The sequence below is a fragment of the Proteus sp. STS61-E genome, assembly GCF_040932335.1.
Classification (GTDB): Bacteria; Pseudomonadota; Gammaproteobacteria; order Enterobacterales; family Enterobacteriaceae; genus Proteus; species Proteus mirabilis_B.
In genome coordinates this window covers 575,235-592,111 of sequence record NZ_JBFQGE010000001.1, presented here as the reverse complement: position 1 = coordinate 592,111, position 16,877 = coordinate 575,235, and the positions used below count along the sequence as shown (strand labels likewise).

19 protein-coding genes are annotated in these 16,877 nt (G+C 34.4%); 5 read left to right on the top strand and 14 right to left on the bottom strand.

Translation table 11 applies throughout. The annotated features are described in order from the left end of the window. The first annotated feature begins 167 nt into the window (after positions 1 to 167). Positions 168 to 1,013, top strand: coding sequence for a siderophore-interacting protein (locus tag AB4J89_RS02775; RefSeq protein ID WP_088495406.1), 846 nt, complete (start codon positions 168 to 170; stop codon positions 1,011 to 1,013). Positions 1,014 to 1,101: 88 nt separating this feature from the next. Here the strand turns inward: AB4J89_RS02775 and AB4J89_RS02770 are convergent, their stop codons facing one another. The 6 genes from AB4J89_RS02770 to phoH form a co-directional block, all read right to left on the bottom strand. Then, positions 1,102 to 1,809, bottom strand: a complete 708-nt coding sequence (locus AB4J89_RS02770; RefSeq protein WP_127913592.1) for a molecular chaperone — start codon at positions 1,807 to 1,809, stop codon at positions 1,102 to 1,104. Between the two features lie 12 nt (positions 1,810 to 1,821). Further along, the gene (locus AB4J89_RS02765) at positions 1,822 to 2,901 is read right to left on the bottom strand and encodes a fimbrial protein (protein ID WP_368467981.1); all 1,080 of its coding nucleotides are present in this window, start codon (positions 2,899 to 2,901) and stop codon (positions 1,822 to 1,824) included. Positions 2,902 to 2,912: 11 nt separating this feature from the next. After that, positions 2,913 to 5,423, bottom strand: coding sequence for a fimbria/pilus outer membrane usher protein (locus AB4J89_RS02760; protein ID WP_368467979.1), 2,511 nt, complete (start codon positions 5,421 to 5,423; stop codon positions 2,913 to 2,915). Positions 5,424 to 5,436: 13 nt separating this feature from the next. Then, positions 5,437 to 6,129: a molecular chaperone gene (locus AB4J89_RS02755; RefSeq protein ID WP_088495404.1), complete on the bottom strand. Its 693-nt coding sequence runs from the start codon at positions 6,127 to 6,129 to the stop codon at positions 5,437 to 5,439. 47 nt (positions 6,130 to 6,176) lie between these two features. Beyond that, a complete protein-coding gene (locus tag AB4J89_RS02750; RefSeq protein WP_075670953.1) occupies positions 6,177 to 6,767 on the bottom strand; it encodes a fimbrial protein in 591 nt (196 codons plus the stop codon). 478 nt (positions 6,768 to 7,245) lie between these two features. After that, a complete protein-coding gene (gene phoH / locus AB4J89_RS02745) occupies positions 7,246 to 8,031 on the bottom strand; it encodes a phosphate starvation-inducible protein PhoH (RefSeq protein ID WP_088495403.1) in 786 nt (261 codons plus the stop codon). A 350-nt stretch (positions 8,032 to 8,381) separates the two neighbouring features. Between phoH and AB4J89_RS02740 the strand changes: the two genes are divergently transcribed. After that, positions 8,382 to 8,825 carry an isoprenylcysteine carboxylmethyltransferase family protein gene (locus tag AB4J89_RS02740; RefSeq protein ID WP_088495402.1) on the top strand — a complete coding sequence of 148 codons (444 nt, stop codon included), beginning with the start codon at positions 8,382 to 8,384 and terminating at the stop codon, positions 8,823 to 8,825. 15 nt (positions 8,826 to 8,840) lie between these two features. On the opposite strand, the gene AB4J89_RS02735 is transcribed toward AB4J89_RS02740, so the two are convergent. Beyond that, positions 8,841 to 9,824: an endonuclease gene (locus AB4J89_RS02735; protein ID WP_088495401.1), complete on the bottom strand. Its 984-nt coding sequence runs from the start codon at positions 9,822 to 9,824 to the stop codon at positions 8,841 to 8,843. A 253-nt stretch (positions 9,825 to 10,077) separates the two neighbouring features. On the opposite strand from AB4J89_RS02735, the gene AB4J89_RS02730 reads away from it, so the two are divergent. After that, positions 10,078 to 10,260: a hypothetical protein gene (locus AB4J89_RS02730; protein ID WP_036912881.1), complete on the top strand. Its 183-nt coding sequence runs from the start codon at positions 10,078 to 10,080 to the stop codon at positions 10,258 to 10,260. Positions 10,261 to 10,264: 4 nt separating this feature from the next. Here AB4J89_RS02730 and AB4J89_RS02725 read toward each other — a convergent pair whose 3' ends face one another. The 7 genes from AB4J89_RS02725 to AB4J89_RS02695 all read right to left on the bottom strand — a co-directional run bounded on the left by AB4J89_RS02725 (position 10,265) and on the right by AB4J89_RS02695 (position 14,874). Then, entirely contained in the window at positions 10,265 to 10,738 is a 474-nt protein-coding gene (locus AB4J89_RS02725) for a threonine/serine exporter (protein WP_088495400.1), read from the bottom strand. Further along, entirely contained in the window at positions 10,729 to 11,532 is an 804-nt protein-coding gene (locus tag AB4J89_RS02720; protein ID WP_088495399.1) for a threonine/serine exporter ThrE family protein, read from the bottom strand. The genes AB4J89_RS02725 and AB4J89_RS02720 overlap by 10 nt, the downstream gene beginning before the upstream one ends. 302 nt (positions 11,533 to 11,834) lie before the next feature. Beyond that, positions 11,835 to 12,248: a hypothetical protein gene (locus tag AB4J89_RS02715; protein WP_368467974.1), complete on the bottom strand. Its 414-nt coding sequence runs from the start codon at positions 12,246 to 12,248 to the stop codon at positions 11,835 to 11,837. Between the two features lie 210 nt (positions 12,249 to 12,458). After that, entirely contained in the window at positions 12,459 to 12,896 is a 438-nt protein-coding gene (locus AB4J89_RS02710; protein ID WP_088495397.1) for a universal stress protein, read from the bottom strand. Positions 12,897 to 12,962: 66 nt separating this feature from the next. After that, positions 12,963 to 13,301, bottom strand: a complete 339-nt coding sequence (locus tag AB4J89_RS02705; RefSeq protein ID WP_088495396.1) for a hypothetical protein — start codon at positions 13,299 to 13,301, stop codon at positions 12,963 to 12,965. A 117-nt stretch (positions 13,302 to 13,418) separates the two neighbouring features. Beyond that, positions 13,419 to 13,847 carry a universal stress protein gene (locus AB4J89_RS02700; protein ID WP_075674297.1) on the bottom strand — a complete coding sequence of 143 codons (429 nt, stop codon included), beginning with the start codon at positions 13,845 to 13,847 and terminating at the stop codon, positions 13,419 to 13,421. 142 nt (positions 13,848 to 13,989) lie between these two features. Then, on the bottom strand, positions 13,990 to 14,874 hold the full coding sequence (locus tag AB4J89_RS02695; RefSeq protein WP_311754905.1) for an NAD(P)H-hydrate dehydratase: 885 nt from the start codon (positions 14,872 to 14,874) through the stop codon (positions 13,990 to 13,992). 276 nt (positions 14,875 to 15,150) lie between these two features. Here AB4J89_RS02695 and AB4J89_RS02690 point away from each other — a divergent pair, with 276 nt between their 5' ends. Together AB4J89_RS02690 and AB4J89_RS02685 are read left to right on the top strand one after the other, a co-directional pair. After that, a complete protein-coding gene (locus AB4J89_RS02690; protein WP_269669713.1) occupies positions 15,151 to 15,375 on the top strand; it encodes a DUF2594 family protein in 225 nt (74 codons plus the stop codon). A gap of 748 nt (positions 15,376 to 16,123) precedes the next feature. Further along, entirely contained in the window at positions 16,124 to 16,486 is a 363-nt protein-coding gene (locus tag AB4J89_RS02685; protein ID WP_088495394.1) for a hypothetical protein, read from the top strand. Positions 16,487 to 16,877: the final 391 nt, after the last annotated feature.

The following is a 16,877-nucleotide window of genomic DNA, read 5'->3' as shown; positions in this document are numbered from 1 at the left end:
CTTTAAGCTTTTTCCTTATTGCTAGTTTGAACCTAATCACACTATATAAGTAAAAAATACGCATTCCTTTACTAAATCAATGTTAATGTTGATAATGACTATCATTATTAATTGAAAATGATAATATCTACGTCGATAAAACAATTAAATGAGTCAGGTAAAAAAACGTGAGTAACCAAAAAACACCTCAAGAAAAAAATATTTATAAACCAGCTCCTCCTCGCCTAGTTCAAGTAAAACGTATTACTGATGTTACACCGGGAATGCGCTGTATCACCTTTACGAGTGATGATTTAGATACTTACCCAGCAGATACTGCGGGTGCACATTTAAAAATATTCTTACCTTTAGAAGGCCAAGTTAAACCAACCGTGCCAGGCTTTTCTGAAAAAGGTCCTAAATGGCCTGAAGGTGAACCAAGATCGATTGTACGTACTTATAGTGTTCGTGCTATTCGTCCTGAGCAAAAAGAGTTAGATATTGAATTTGCCGTACATGACGATGCAGGCCCTGCTATTCATTTCGCGCTAAATGCTAAGCAAGGCGACTATATTGGGATCACTAATCCGGGTGGCCCTGATCCTTTATTAGCACCTGCGTCACATTACTATATGGCAGCGGACCCAAGTTCATTACCTGCTTTAGTGGCTTTAATTGAAACCATGCAGCCTAATGTTCAAGGAAAAGTTGTTATACGAGTAGAAGACGAAACTCATCGCCAAGAAATTAAACATCCTAGCGGCTTAGAGATAATCTGGTTGATTGGCTCAGTTGAAGAACAAACTCAAAACTTAATTAATGAATTTATGTCATGGGAATTACCTGCTGAAGATGTGGCATTTTGGATTGCGGGTGAAGACAAAATTATTCGTGCATTAAGACGCCATATTCGCCGTGATAACGGTTACGATCGTAGTCTGATTTATGCCATTCCTTATTGGCGTTTTGGTTATGACGAAGAGGGCTATCACGCTGAACGTCACCATGTTATGGATAACGAAGACGTAAGCTGAGTAATAAATTAAAGATCAAGCGTTGGCTGTGCAGGCTGCATATTAGCTCCCTCAATAATATGCAGCCTTTTTTATTATAAAAATGTAATCAATGTATATTCTTCTTATCTTGCTGATAATTTCCATCATCATCTAGATAGATGACTGTAATGACTTGGTTGTTATCAACTCGTCCTTTATATTCAATTTTCTGTTTTGAAAACGGCGCTATCATTGTGGTCTGAATTAAAGATTGCTCTTTATTCTCTTCTGTATATATTTTTGAAATCGTAAAAAAATAAGCTGAAGGATTACTAATCTCTAAATTCTGCTGTTCCTTTATAATCTCAATCTGTTTAAAAATAGCGCTACTCGTTAACTCAAGTTGTTTAGGGCGGTAAAAAAGCTTAATGCGAGTTTGTAATGCTAATTGCAACGTGTTCGTGTTTTCACCACTATTCGGTTTAGGTGGAATATCAAGCACATTAAGATAAAAAATAGACTCTCTATCTTGAGGCAACTTATTGTCTAATTGTTGTATTTTTAATTGCGCTCCTCCATTAGCGGAAACTTTCATTATAGGAGGGATAACAATAAAAGGAGCCGTTGTTGTCTCAGGGGTTGATTCAATATCGCCATCATCTATCCAAGATTGAACTAATGTTGGTTGTTCACTGTGATTAAAAATTTGCAATGACAGTGTTAATTTGTCCATAGGAAAAATTAGACGTGTACGTTCAAGTACCACACTCGCTTTTATTGTCGGCGTTATAAGAATAAATAATAAAATAAAAGTAGCATTCATTATTTTTTTCATTAGGTACGCTCTTTAGTCATAAGACATTACTAATGTTGCTGTGCTTGTTATTTTCCCTTGGGTAACTGAGTTAGCATTATAAGGATAGTAATAAGCTCCCATGTTAATCGAAAAGGCAGAAGATAAGGTGTTACCTTGGTTAACACTGAAAATACTAGTCGCACTACCTTGCGTTGTAATATTGTCAGAAAAGGTTATCGGACTTGTAATATTATCACTTTTTACTAAACGAAATCCGATACCACTAACCCCTTGCGTTGTCGTATTAGTTAACACGGTTTTATCTGTAGACAATAAATTTTGACTTGATAAAAACATCTTAATATTTCGAGAAGTTTTTGAGCCACTCAAGAAATCTTGACAAGTAAAGTTTAATGTAAAAGGAGTATATCCCGCTTTATCTACCGTTTTAGCATCTTTTACGCTAATTAAAGGAAGTGAAACAATCAGCCCTGCATTAGAGAAATTACACGTTGTCATTACAGGATTATAAGTAATTTGCATTGGCTGTAAAAAAATATCATTTTGATCGACAGGCCATTGCCACGTTAATAAGAATTGAACAAGTTTAATAACAATATTAAGTAACCACTGAATTAACCCAACACTTGATGCATCCGATGCTAAAATAACAGGATTAACAATTGCAGTACTTCCACTGACCTCCGTATAATTACTCGATGGTTTAGACGTCAGTAATGTAAATCTCAAGGTAAAATTTGTATCCAAAAGAGATGCTGGATGTGTTCCTGCATCTATATTCGTCACATTATCTTTTTCTAATGCCGTTAATGTAATAGAGACAAATTGTTTTCCTCCATTAAATCCTATTGTCCCTACTCGATTATCAGCAAAAGGAGAAGCAAGCCCTACTGTATTAGGAAATAAAAGTCCTCTAGTTGTACATTTAAAAGTACCAGGAAATGTTGTTCTATTCATTTTTGTTACTGTTGTTGAAGTCGCATTTAAATCAGTAGATAAATCAAAATTAATATTTGGTGCAGTAATCGTATTATCAGGCTTACAATTAGCAATAGCCTGTTGGCTTATCGCTCCGATTAATAATAAAAATATAAAGACCGATTTTTTCATATTAATTTCCTTTATTTGCAGATATTACGATTTTTATCCATCGTATTTATTAAATGATCCACAATACATTCCATTTTTTCGGCTTTATTTAATTTGATAAAAAGTGAAGAAGGTAGCTCATCACTTTTTAAATAAAGCACGCTTGATTGTCCCACATAACCAATACTCTCTTTTTTATTATTTAAAACTTCCGTACCGAAAGGCAGACTCTCATTATTCTCTAAAGATGCTTTAATAATGAATGTTTTACGTTTATCCGTTGTTAATGTGAGGTAATTAACTGCACCTAGATATGGAGCTATCTGAGTTGTATTTCCTACAATCTCGGCATTTGAAGGTACTTCTGTATTTGTTAAAGTATAATTATTTGTACGATAAGGGATAGTATTAGTCACTAATACTATTCCTTGATGATTGGTCAAAGTGGCTTTATTTCCATTAACCATCATATTATTGGCCATAGGTGCTTCGATAAGAGTATAGGTATTCCCCGTATTACCTGAAAAAACGATATGACTAGGTACAGCAACAACCGTCCCTCGAGTGCCCAATCCACCTTGGCGATAATTATTTGCTTCCGTATAAGAAGCCGATAATGTGCTATAAGGATGACGATAACTCACATTAGTACCAACTAAATTATTACCGCCTGTTTGATTTGAACCTGTTACTGTATAATTTATTAAATCATCTTGACCCACCGTTCCACTCATACTGAGTGTAGATTGTTGATAACGTGAATCAGCTGCATAAATTGAAGTGTTAATATTGGCTCTTTTATCAAAAAATGAAATTGGCACACTAATATTAAAATAATAACGAGTTTCTTCTTTATTATCGTAATTTCTTAACTTTGAGATGGAAAGATTGTAAGCAATATCTTTATAGTTATTAGAATATCCAAATTGATATTCTTGATTACTTTCATTTGTATTCCAATAATTTCGATGAGTACCTGATAAGAAAATAACACCTCGCTGACCACCTAAGTATTGATTTAAATTTATTGTAAACGTATTTTTTGCTCTAGAGCCTCTTAATGCGTCAAATGTTGATAAATCAAGATCGGATACTGCATTATTATTTTGTTGTTGAGCAATATCATTTTGATAATCTTTCCAAGCTTTATAGTTGTCATGAGCATAAATTGAATCTACAAAACTATAATAATCGCGAGTAGAATAACGATAAGCAGCCAATGTTAAATTGGTTAATGTCGCATCCATATATTTACTATAAGCAAGACGAAAACTTTGCCCTGTTTTTTTACCTGTCTGTAAATCTGCAGTTGCATGTGTTATATCTGCTGAAATTGCCCCAAATTTAAAATTCCAACCACTGCCTATCAATGCGGAGTAATAATCTTCACTAACAATACCGCCCGCATAAACAGTAACTAAATTATTAAGACCATAATGAAACTCACCTTGTGCAAATTTAGGTCGATAATTTGTATTACTAATTCGTGATTCACCTAGCGTTACGTTATAACGATAAACATCTTCTTTTAACATATCAGGAACGGCTGAAAACGGCACAGTGAAAGAGACCTTTCTCCCATCCGCTTCTTGAATAACTACTAAGAGATCACCACCTCCCGCAGTGGGTTGAATATCTCGAAAGGAAAATTCACCCGGAGGCACATTTTCTTGAAAAACTAGATTTTCATTTTGATAAACACTGACTAGTGCATTCGTCTGTGCAACACCACGAATAATGGGCGCAAATCCTTGACTCGAATTAGGGAGCATACCCATTTCTGTTGCCAGTGATGCCCCTCTAAAGGGAATACTGGTAAAAAGTGCCACTGGTGTATAAAAATCACCAATTGTTAATCCTGAAGTTATTTGACTAAATGCCTTATAAACATAGCGCGTATTGTTTTTCCATTGGCTTTTGCCATGAGAATAATAAGAGTAGTTAGATTCATCTCTAAACTGCCATGCACCTAAATTCACACCTGAATTAATATTGGCAAAAAAACTCTCGTTATTGCTTTTACTTCCTTTTTTTTCTTTATAGTTATAGTAGTTTAAATTATAAGATAAAATCAGAGCAGAAATGCCGTGTTGCCAATAACTTGGATCAACATACCCTACTTCTGATTGTTTCACTGAAATCTGAGGAGCATTAATATCAAGCCTTAATTTATTAACATCTAATACCGACGTCACGCCTTTTGCCAATTCATTTGATAGTATGGTTTTTTGCTGTGCAATTTTTTGTTTCGCAGATAGCGATAGATTTAAGCCAAGTTTATTTACATCCATGGTTTCAAAAGCAATCTCTGCGTGTTCACCTATTACATTTATTTCAAATTGTCCTTTCCATACTTGATTGACATAAACATCGACAAGTTGTTTTCCTTCAGGAATTTTGTCGTCAATATAAAATCGTGAAATATCTCCATTCTTTGAATTTCCAACAAGTAAAGATGTATCGAATCCCTCTGCGTACAGATTTTGAGGATAATGTTGTATTCCTAAAAAAATAAGGATTGAGAGATATCTTGGATTATTCACGATGTTATCTCGACTAGAGTTTAATATTCTGTGATTTATAAACACCAAAATCATCAACATAAATAACAACAACGGAATTATTTTTTAATTTATTAATTAATGGTAACTCACGAGAAGATAACGGTGGGATCATTTCAGAATCAGCAAGAGTAATACGTGGCGTTTCTTCAGTAGAAATAGAAGCTATAGTGAAATGATATTGTGAGTTGTTTTTAACTAAAACCTTATTACCATTTAATTGATAAGTTATTTTTTCATTCACTAATTCAGGATCATCTGTTAATGCAGTAGGACGATAGAAAACTTTAATTCTTGTTCTCATCGCCAATTGTAAATAACTTTTTCCTTTTAGTGCTTGTGCATTTTCAGGAATATCTAATATATTTAAATAATAGGCTTTTTCAACATTACTTATCTGTTGTTCATCGGAATTTTTTATTCTTAGAGTTTGTCCTTGTCTTCCTGCTATTTTGACAATTGGTGGATATAAATAAAAAGGTGAATTTGCATTTTCTGGTGTTGAGTCTACATCTCCATCATCTATCCAACTTTGTACCAAAGAAGCTAAATCACCATTATTCGTCAATTGGATATTAACACTATCAACACCTTCATAATAAATAACGCGAGTACCATTGATAATGATATTGGCTAATACAGTCGAGGGTAATATCAAGATAATTAAAAGGAATATTAATTTTTTCATTATAACCACCCCAAAAAAGCCAGACCCATTGAGTCTGGCTTTTTATATTATAAATAAGATACTGTATAAATAACGTTAGAGTGTACTGGCCCTGTTTTAGCCGCTGTCGCATTTGTTTTATAGTAACTGGCAATTAAGCGTAGAGTATCTGAATCTGGCGCTGTTTTATCGCCTTTAATACCTGTATCAAAGGTGGCATTTAGTGGTATAGCAACTGTTGGTGCAGCTGGTGTTGATAAACTAAAGCCCACGTTTTTTGCAACTAATGGATCATTTTCATTCGAAGTATCATTAACTAAATATAATCCACTTGTTGAAATAGTATTTGCAGATGAGAAATGTATCTTTAAATTACTTCCACTTGGAGTAGATGCAGGAGCACAATCAGAGAATGTCAAAGCAAACTCTTTTTGATTTTTGGCAATAACAGTATTTGCCGTTGTTCCAGCATCCGTTACGGTAATAGGATCTAATAGAATAGAAAAGTCCGCACTATTTCCCCCATTAATTGTACAAGTGGTATCACTAATAGCACCAGAGAAAGAAATGATCCCCCCTGCGCTGTTGGTTGCGGCAAATGCCGACGACGACAATATAGCCACTGATAATAATGACAGTGGGAGTTTATTTTTAAACATATATAACTCCAGAATAGATAAATATTTAATTAGCAAAAATAAGATTCTATTATTGCCATCATTAACTAGAGGTAACAAAAGACCCTAGTCAATTTGATATTAGTAATAATTTAAAAAACCAACAAACAAATTTATCTATTTTTTAAAATACGTGATTTAAGTCAAATTTAATTAGGCTATTAGTTAATATATAAATGTATTTATATTTGAACATCACTATTTAATAGAAATATTGTAAACAAAAGAACAATAACAATTAATTTATTAATAACCAATCAAAAAAAGAACACTTACAAATAAATTATTTTATTTTGAAATTTTTCATTCTATTTAAGCATTCCATAATTAATAAAAAAGATAATTAATATAAAACAAAATTAAAAAAACAGCTTAATTATAAAAATAAAAAACAAATAAAGAGAAAGGCCACATTAATATGTGACCTTTTTAATTTCATACAAAATTTCCCATGCTCTATTTAATCATTATAAGCAGCTAATACATGCTGACATAATGTAGAGCGCACACAATCTTCCTGCATAAATTTAATCACGCCCACTCGATTATTAGCTTCAAATCGAATCAGTGCATCAGCTAATCCAGACGGTACACTAGCAGGTAAATCACACTGGGTAATATCGCCATTAACCACAACGGTGACATTTTCGCCCATTCTGGTTAAAAATAATTTCATTTGATTTACCGTAACATTTTGCGCTTCATCTAAAATAACAAATGCATTTTCAAAAGTACGCCCTCGCATATAAGCAAAAGGTGCAATTTCAACTTTACCAATTTCAGGTCGTAAACAATATTGTAAAAATGAAGCACCTAAGCGTTTCACTAATACGTCATAGACAGGGCGAAAATACGGTGCGAATTTTTCAGCAATATCGCCGGGTAAGAAACCGAGATCTTCATCTGCCTGCAACACTGGTCGAGTAACAATAATACGTTCTATTTCTTTATTAATTAAAGCATCCGCAGCCATTGCGGCACTAAGAAAGGTTTTACCACAGCCAGCTTCTCCTGTGGCAAAAATAAGATTCTGATGCTTAATTGCATTCATATACTGGCGCTGTGCTTCGTTGCGAGGAGATAACACTCGTTCATCACGCTTTTCTCTCGCCATACCAATGGTATCAATATCCCCAAATCCCGGTAAAACCATAACATTATCTCGATGTGCCCCATTGCGTTGTTCTTTACGTGAGGTGCGTTTATTTTCTCGGCGTAAACGTGTTGCTGCTTTTTGTCTACTCATAGTGGTATTTACCCTTGTTAGTCTTCAAAAAGTCATCGACATCTCTGTTTTTATTCCATTCACTTACCGGTGAATCCCCTTCAGACTCTATTTAGTCGCAAAAAACAAAAAAACCGGTCACAATCCTGAACATTAAACATCAATGAACGGTTGTTGCCGGTTTTCTGTGAGTAACGAGATATTTCCATTGCTTCTATCATTCATATTCCCCATCATGGAGTTAGAGTGAAAATTAGCGAAGCTTTATGACAGTATAATGACAAAATAAAAATATTTTCAATACTAAGATGATTTATAACGAGATGGACTTAACATAAAAATAACAATAAGTGTTATTTCAGGGGGAGTAAATGAATTTCTTACGATTACCTTTTATTTATTGGTTACTACTTAACCTCATTCCATTTATTGGTTTTGAACTTCATTCTGGCTCTCTCAAAATGGGATTCTTTTTTTATCTCGGTTTACTCACTATTACGACTTCTGGGATCTGGCTTTTTTATTGCCTCTCCTTTTTTATTAAACAAAAAACGTCTCCTAATCCTAATCACACACCTCGACAATTAGTGACAAGTGGTCCTTATAAAATAAGCCGTAATCCTATGTATCTTGGTTTTTTAGATATCAGTATCGGGTTATTTTTTATTTTTGGTAATTGGGGATTTTTAGGGGCAGCAATCGCGTTTTACTTTATTACTGATCGCTATACGATAGTACGTGAAGAGAAAATCTTAAGTGAATTATTTCCGCAAGCGTGGCAACAATATTGTCGCCACGTTCGTCGCTGGATGTGACCTAAATAATTACGATTAAGGCTGTTTACAGTTATTAGCTAAACGGTAACCTGCCTTAATTGCCTCACTCTCTGTTTTAAACAAAACCGCATTTTTATCTGACATTGTTTTATAACCAGAACAATGTGCAAAATGATAGATCTTGCTATTAACATTACCTTTAATCTCTTCAGATTGTGATGTATTTACTTGTTTAGGCGTTTCAGTTTTAGCTTTAGTGACTGGCGCATTATTTGTTGCAGATAATCCGGCACCACTATTTTTATGTCCTAATTGCCACTTCACTTCACCCGTCACAAACGGATTATGATATCCAACAATACGAGCAATGCGGTTATCACGCTCTTTTTCCCACGCTGTTGGTGGATAAGCATTATCCCAAGCCATTAATAACTGTTGTTGTTGACGTGACATAGAGAGGTTATAGCGATCATGTAAATAGAAATAAACCCTTGCTACTTGTCCCTTAACTTCATTACGAGGTTCAAAAGTACGTGACGCGAAGTCAACACGGCTACGGCATTGACCATATTGATAAGGTGCTTGTGCTGGTAATTGCCCAAAACTAAAATTACTGCGATCCCCGTTAACTTCACCAATAGATGGCGCTAAATTGTGTAGATCGGCTTCAATTTTGCCAAATACAGGATCGTTTTTCACACAATTCGTTCTGCCTCCATTTTGCCAACATTGGCGTTGATGACCAAAGACCCATGCAGGAACAATATGCTCCCACTCAATACGTTCTGCTCTTGTTTGTTGGGTTCTGACTTTATAACCACAACTGGCTAAATTAACACGCCCACCAGATTTACCTACCCATTCCCAATCACAACCACAATAAATAGTGCCTTGTGACTTTTGATTTTGATCATAATAAATACGTTCTTTTGCTATCTCTTTCGCTTTTGTAAAATTCTCAGGGGCTTGCGCTTGAACATTTAGCGTAATAAAAAACAAACCCAACACAACCGCGGTATAGTGTAATATTTTTCTCAAAGTGGTATCTGCCTTACTCTTTATTTTATTAAACCCAATAAGAATTATCTTTAATAACCAACTGATAATCTTATTTTTATTTAGCCTAATCTTACCTTTTTTTTATTTATTTTGGGCAATCTTTCTTGCTATTTTTTGTATAAAAAATAAAACAATAAGCGTGAATGGTGATAGAAAAAGCCGTTATTCTCGACATTAACACAAAAGGGATTTGCTATGGTTTAGTCCATCAATGATTTGGAGAAATTTAAAAATGAATGAGAATATGCTGAATTTGATGGACGAATTAGTCGAGATAACAAAAAAGCATGCGAATAACGAAGATGTTAAAGCGCATGCTAGTTTAGAATCTGAGAATAAATTACGAATTCAAATTATTATTTCTGACAAAAATGAACTGGATATTACATTAAACTCATTACAACACGCGATGTAAGTCATTATACACTCGGACGCTTGCGATATAACCATAATCCCGGCAAGGATAGCCCGATAGAGAGCGCACCGACAATAAATGAAGCTTTAAGGAAATTAGTAACTAAAGCTTCAAAAATTTCCGCGCTATAACCAATTTGCGTTAACTTCACTACTGAGATCATCGCTATATATGCATTTATTCCGGGGAACATCGGAATAACCGCAGCAACAGTAAAGACTTTAGGGTGTGCAAGCCACCAGCGTGACCATTGAATACCAATGCAACCCACTAAAATGGCAGCACAAAAACTTGCCCATTCAATGTTCATCCCACTCATCACTAAAACAGTACGAGAGCCGTGTCCTATCGCTCCTAATAGTGCGCAATATTTTAATGCCCTTGAAGGCACATTAAATACCATCGCAAAACCCACTGCGGGAATAGCAGCTAAGATCATATCTTCAATTAGGGTGAGAAGTATCGTTATTATGCCCAATCTCTTAACCCCCATACCGCCATGGCTAAAATAACCCCTAAACAGGTTGCCAATGTTAGCATTGTTGCCATTGCCCAACGCGCTAAGCCTGTATTAACGTGCCCTTTAAACATATCAGCAACCGCATTAATTAAAGGAAATCCGGGAACAAGTAATAAAACGCTGGCAGCCATTGAAATAGTCGCCGTAGTTTGAAAATAAGAGAGCTTTAATAATAGACCTGAGACTGAAGTCGCCACAAATGCAGTAATACAGAAATTAATTAATGGGTTCATTTGGCGATGTGTTAATGCTTGGCGAACAAACATACCAAGACCACCACCAATGGCTGAAACTAAAAAGCCATCCCAATTACCGCCATTTAATTTAGAGAAACAACCACAAGATAAGGCAACCATAAAAATAATCGCCCAACGTGGATAACGTAACGGCTTTATATGCTCAAAGCGTTTTCTTGCTTCATGAATATCTGCAAGGTGATGTTCGACCAAAATAACAATATGCTGCACTTCAGTGACAACATGCATATTAATACCGCGATCGACAATTTTACGTGTTGATGTTTGGCAATGCCCATTAACAATCGTGGTTAATACTACTGCATTAGCAGAAATTGCACTTTCGACTTGATGTACACCTAAAGCTAAACCTAGACGGGTTGAAAGCTGCTCAACCAGCATACTTTCTGCGCCATGTTGCAATAGCAACAACGCAGTTTGAATACATAACTTGGTAATTTCACGCTGTTTATCTTGTGAAATGGCAGTGCAATCCGCCATTATCTCATTATCCATACTATGCCTTAGTTTTAATCAAAAACGAGCCATTGCTAATATAAAGTTTATCAGCATAGCTCGTTTCTCGCTCTATTATCTTTCAATACTATTATGAACAAATAAAATATTTAAGGCTGTAGGTAGATCAATGTTATAGATGGATGGTCATAAATATTGTCATAGAAAAATATTGCACAATGATAAAATACCCATTCTTATTTTTAACTCTCATCATCAAATAGCTATCACTGTTTTAATAAAAAAGCACTCATACAAGTGCTTTATAAATCTTCTTAATTAAAGAAATTAATAAGATTTAATTACTTCACTAATTCATTAGCTTGAATATACGACTCACCCAGAGTTTCTGCAACAAATACCGGAACACCATAAACCGCAGAAATAACAGAAGAGAGTTGTACCAGTTGTTCTTTATCATTTTTTTGTGGATCGGCGGTCATTATCATACCAGCACAATATTCACTAAGAAGCGCTTTTCCCTCTTTAAGCCAGCGTCTAACCGCTTTCATCCCCTCCATATCTTCTTTTTTATGCTCTTTGTCCTTTTTATTGAAGGAAGGGTAAACCAGAACAAATTTTCTTTTTTCGTTTAGCACAATACCCATTTCAGCAGTCCAGTTATTGGCATCTTCCAGTGTTTCTGGAAATATTTTCATCGTAATAACAGGAAATTGCTCAACACCCATAACGGTAAAAGTTTTATTATTCAACATAATACTCATCTCTAATTAATAACAATCGCCCCACTTTAGAATGACTATCATTCTCAATCAATGAAGATCCGAGTATTTAAAATAAAACCGCATTAATAAGCAATCGCACTCACATATCAATTTAAAATGACAATGCTTAAATTTAAAAATAAAAAACCCCTAAATCGAGATCTAGGGGTTGCATACTATTTTCTAACTTTTATAAAAATTTTAGCGAACAACTAAAACAGATTGCTTAGCATAAGCGACAATACCTGATGCATTTGAACCCAATAGGTGTGTTGAAATACTAGGACGACGAGAACCTATTACAATTAAATCTGCATTAATTTTTTCAGCAAGTTCTAAAACTTTATCTCTTGCAGAACCAAATACGGCTGAAAATTCAACTTGTTCATTTGGCAAATCAATGCCATTAGCTAATTCTTGCAGTTGTTCTTGTACACGCTCAAGTGCTTTATTTGCAAAAGAACTGAGCATGTCATAATGATAGCTATAACTAATAGAGAAACGTGAAATATCAGGAATGGCATGGAAAAGATGCAGTTTTGCACCCTCTAATTTAGCAATATAAACAGCGTGTTGTAAGGCTTTAGTTGTTAACTCATCTTCTGAAATATCAACAGGTACTAGAATTGTCTTGTACATAGCAACTCCTCATTATCAGATTATTGTCTGTTTATTATTGTAGCGTTAATCCCACAGCTTGCTTATTTAATCTTCCTCAAGATGCCATTTATGCAATTGTCGATGAATAAAAGGTGTCACTACAAGCCCAATTGATAAAATAAAAACACACTGAAGAAACAAACCATAAATTGCAATAAAAAAGCGCCCTGTTGGGGTTGCAGGTGCTGGCTCTACCGGTTGACCACTTAACATAGAGATTGCATTTAATGAAGATTCCATAAAGCTATGTCCTTCAATTAAATAAAACCCTAATACGCCGGGTAATAATCCTAAGAAAAAGAAAATAGAGCCTATTACATAATAGCGTAAGATGCGTAGAATAAAATGATCGAGCCTTAAAAGTTCTTTGGTAAATTTTTCCATTCTTATCCACTTTCCAGACTGTTTATTCGATAAACGGCTTATTGAATAAATAAGATAAGCTACGCAAAAAACTAAAAAATATGCTATGAGGGGTGCTCATAGCATATTAGTAATATATTAACGAACAACTAACACTGAAATTTCAGCATAGCGAACAACACCCGCAGCCGTTGAACCTAATAAATGAGTGCTAATATTAGGTCTACGTGAACCAATTACAATTAAGTCTGCATGAATATCTTTTGCTGTGACTAAAATTTCATCACGAGGTGAGCCAAAAGTAACCGTATAAGCGACCTTTTCAGCAGGTAAATCCACCGAATCTACCAACATTTGCATATCATTCTCTGCTTTCACTGTCGCTTTATCTTTAATTTCTGGATAACCCAATGAATATGCATTAATGATTGCTGAAGAGATAGGAAGAACATGAATTAAATGTAAATTAGCTCCCGTTTCTTTTGCTAAATACACAGCATGTCGTACCGCTTTACTGGTTAACTCTTCTTCTACAATATCAATAGGCACTAAAATCGTTTTATACATAATAACTCCTCTCAACTCTCCATTTGCCTTAATCCTATCGCAATAACCCAAAGATTACTGTGAGTGAATTAACTAAAAACAACCTAATCTTAATATAAACCTACTTTAATTATTAATACGTTAAGCTAAAAAATAAAAGTGATCATTCAAAATAGTTTGCATTATGTTGCTGTGTCAATGCCCATATTTGATTGCGAATATTTCGGATAGTATCAATCAATTCTGATGCAGTTAATCCTATTGGCCCAATACCTTTTTCGACTAAAATATCCGCCGCCATTCCATGTATCCAAACCGCACTTTTCACCGCATCAGACATTGCCATTCCTTGCGCTAAAAAACTGCCCATAACACCTGTTAGCACATCACCACTCCCTGCGGTTGATAATCCACTATTACCCGTTGTATTAATCGTTAATTCCCCTTTCGGAGATGTCACTACCGTATTTTGACCTTTGATTATTGCCCAACAATGATAAAGCTTCGCAATTTCTTTCGCCGCTTCTTCTCTATTATTTTGGATATCATTTAGCGTGCAATTAAGCAAAATAGACGCTTCTTTAGGGTGTGGTGTTAATACACAATGCTGATTAAGCGAGAGTTCTGATTTTAATTTAGCCATTAACACTAATGCATCCGCATCAAAAACATAGGGTATATTTTCATTACGTTGCGCTAAAGCTATTGATAAGACCTCTTCAGAATTTGCAGATAATCCCAATCCACATCCAATCGCCCAAGCAGAAATATCTTGTTGATTTATCAATGTCAGTGCTGTTTTGAGCATAAGCTCTGGCGCACTATCAATAAAAGGAATGGGAAGTTGTGGCTGAGCAAAACCAAGAAATACCTTTCCACATCCTGCTTTCAATGCACTTTTACCGGCTAATACAATCGCGCCGCTCATTCCTTCTGCGCTACCTACAATGCCTAATGTGCCAAATGTTCCTTTATGTGTATTTCCTGATTTACGCTGATAAAGTGCGGGATAATGAGTGATCGCCTGTAATAGTTGTTCTTCATTCATATTATTTTCCTTCCCTCCTTTTTTCTGCATTTTTTCTTATTGCTCGCAATGATTGCCGTACCACATTCTATTGTATTAACGTTCAAAACATGACTTTCAAAGTATAGCGTGATTTCAACAAATAAATGGGATCACTGGCTATTTTGTCTCTTTATCATGCTAACAATTTCAATATGATAAAATGCTTTCATTATCACTATTCATACCTTGCTGAGACTTTGCTATTCTAATGGCCTAGCTTGATATGATTTATAAATTAAAGACAAAGGAACGTAGATAATGAACGAGAAGTTTAAAACACAAGCAGATGTAGAAACATTAGCAGAAGAAGTGGCTTGTTTAAAAACACTAGTCACCTATATGTTAAAAGCATTAGGTCAAGCAGATGCTGGGCGTGTTATTTTAAATATTGAACGTGCAATTGCAGAAGTTGATGACGAAAAACAAGCAGAGACATTCCGTAATACAATTAGCCAAATTAAGACAGCCTATCGCCAATAATATGTTTATTTTCGAGTTAAGTACTTGCACATATTTTTATTCTATTTTCTAAACTTTTTGTGCTGCACAAATAAACAAAATTTAGTTTCAAACTTCCTATATACTCAATCTCGAAATAAACCATTCTTTATTCATTTAGCTACCCCTCTATCCTTATAGAGGGGATTTTTTTCTCTTTTACCCATCTTCGATTTTCCTATTTAAGTTATTTTCATATCACCTAAATGATAATGAGTTTACTTTCTTTTCGATAATTTCATCTAAGGATTGCTATCAAAACTTCTTTTTGTTTAATATTTTTAATGTTATTTGAATTAAATAGCAGTATTAAAAGTCTTCTTGTCATAACTAACACGATTAGAAATCGATCTATTAAGCACTGTGTGTTCAAATTATCTTAATGTTAACAGATAGTTATTTGACTCTTTTTTATTCTCACTTTTATATTTAAAACGCATTTTTTGTTATTTTTAACACAAATAAAAAACTATCTTATGGAATGTAAATAAAGATAAATCCTAATATTATTATATTTTGAGTTGTTTCAGTTGTTGTAATTTGTGAACTTTTATTCAGTCAAAAAATGCTAGCTTATTGTCCCTAAACACAATTATAACAATACTGGTTAAAACCCATTGAATTAAAAATATTAACTATTTATATTTTTACACTTATTCTGATTTATCGTCACTCCTGTTTATATGTTACACTCAATAAGTACGTACTAAAAAATAAACATGAGGCTAAAATGAAACCACTTCTCTTATCTCTGCTATTATTACCTGCTGTTGCTTTTGCTAACCCAACAAAAATGGCTGATGATTACTGCGATACTTTTAAAGATATCTCAATTAAAGCTTATGACACAAAAGAGCCAGCAGAGAAAATTGCTAAAGATGCAATGGCCTCTCTAAATGCAAAGAAATTTGATTTTGCAAAATTAGAAGCAACTGAAGCACAATTCCAAGAAGGCGCTATTGAAGTTGTTAATTCTTTACGTGAAGCTAAATCTGAAATTGGCTCACGCGCAGAATTCCAAGACGGTTTAACTCAAATTGTTGCAGCTTGCAAAATTCAAATGGTTGCTGCATTAGAAGAGCAAAAAAAATAATCTTCTCATTAAAAAATGAGTAACAATCAATTTAAAGAGTAGAAATTATCCTGCTCTTTTTTATTTCCCCTCTTCATCATTTGTTCTTCTTTCCTTTCGCTTTTTTCTCTATAACTAACTCTCTATACTCTAAATAATTCGAGGTGTAGCTAGGCGACAAGTGAATGAGTCGCTAGGAGCATACAATAGTATGTGACTAGTGCGAGTGAATGAAGTCAACAACGCTACAACTTGAAGTATGACGAGTATCATTAGTATGTGACTAGTACGAATGAAAGAAGCCAACAACGCTACAACTTGAAGTATGACGAGTATCAATTATAGAGTATCTATCTATCGATATTAAGGTTTATAATACCTCGGTAAATACTTGTTAGTACTGGCCATAAAA

What these genes read in the sequence shown, in the direction of transcription:
- AB4J89_RS02770 (WP_127913592.1), bottom strand. Translation starts at nt 1,809, where the DNA reads ATGAAAAAAATAATGAATGCTACTTTTATTTTATTATTTATTCTTATA.
- AB4J89_RS02765 (WP_368467981.1), bottom strand. Translation starts at nt 2,901, where the DNA reads ATGAAAAAATCGGTCTTTATATTTTTATTATTAATCGGAGCGATAAGC.
- AB4J89_RS02755 (WP_088495404.1), bottom strand. Translation starts at nt 6,129, where the DNA reads ATGAAAAAATTAATATTCCTTTTAATTATCTTGATATTACCCTCGACT.
- AB4J89_RS02750 (WP_075670953.1), bottom strand. Translation starts at nt 6,767, where the DNA reads ATGTTTAAAAATAAACTCCCACTGTCATTATTATCAGTGGCTATATTG.
- phoH (WP_088495403.1), bottom strand. Translation starts at nt 8,031, where the DNA reads ATGAGTAGACAAAAAGCAGCAACACGTTTACGCCGAGAAAATAAACGC.
- AB4J89_RS02740 (WP_088495402.1), top strand. Translation starts at nt 8,382, where the DNA reads ATGAATTTCTTACGATTACCTTTTATTTATTGGTTACTACTTAACCTC.
- AB4J89_RS02730 (WP_036912881.1), top strand. Translation starts at nt 10,078, where the DNA reads ATGAATGAGAATATGCTGAATTTGATGGACGAATTAGTCGAGATAACA.
- AB4J89_RS02720 (WP_088495399.1), bottom strand. Translation starts at nt 11,532, where the DNA reads ATGGATAATGAGATAATGGCGGATTGCACTGCCATTTCACAAGATAAA.
- AB4J89_RS02715 (WP_368467974.1), bottom strand. Translation starts at nt 12,248, where the DNA reads ATGTTGAATAATAAAACTTTTACCGTTATGGGTGTTGAGCAATTTCCT.
- AB4J89_RS02710 (WP_088495397.1), bottom strand. Translation starts at nt 12,896, where the DNA reads ATGTACAAGACAATTCTAGTACCTGTTGATATTTCAGAAGATGAGTTA.
- AB4J89_RS02705 (WP_088495396.1), bottom strand. Translation starts at nt 13,301, where the DNA reads ATGGAAAAATTTACCAAAGAACTTTTAAGGCTCGATCATTTTATTCTA.
- AB4J89_RS02700 (WP_075674297.1), bottom strand. Translation starts at nt 13,847, where the DNA reads ATGTATAAAACGATTTTAGTGCCTATTGATATTGTAGAAGAAGAGTTA.
- AB4J89_RS02695 (WP_311754905.1), bottom strand. Translation starts at nt 14,874, where the DNA reads ATGAATGAAGAACAACTATTACAGGCGATCACTCATTATCCCGCACTT.
- AB4J89_RS02685 (WP_088495394.1), top strand. Translation starts at nt 16,124, where the DNA reads ATGAAACCACTTCTCTTATCTCTGCTATTATTACCTGCTGTTGCTTTT.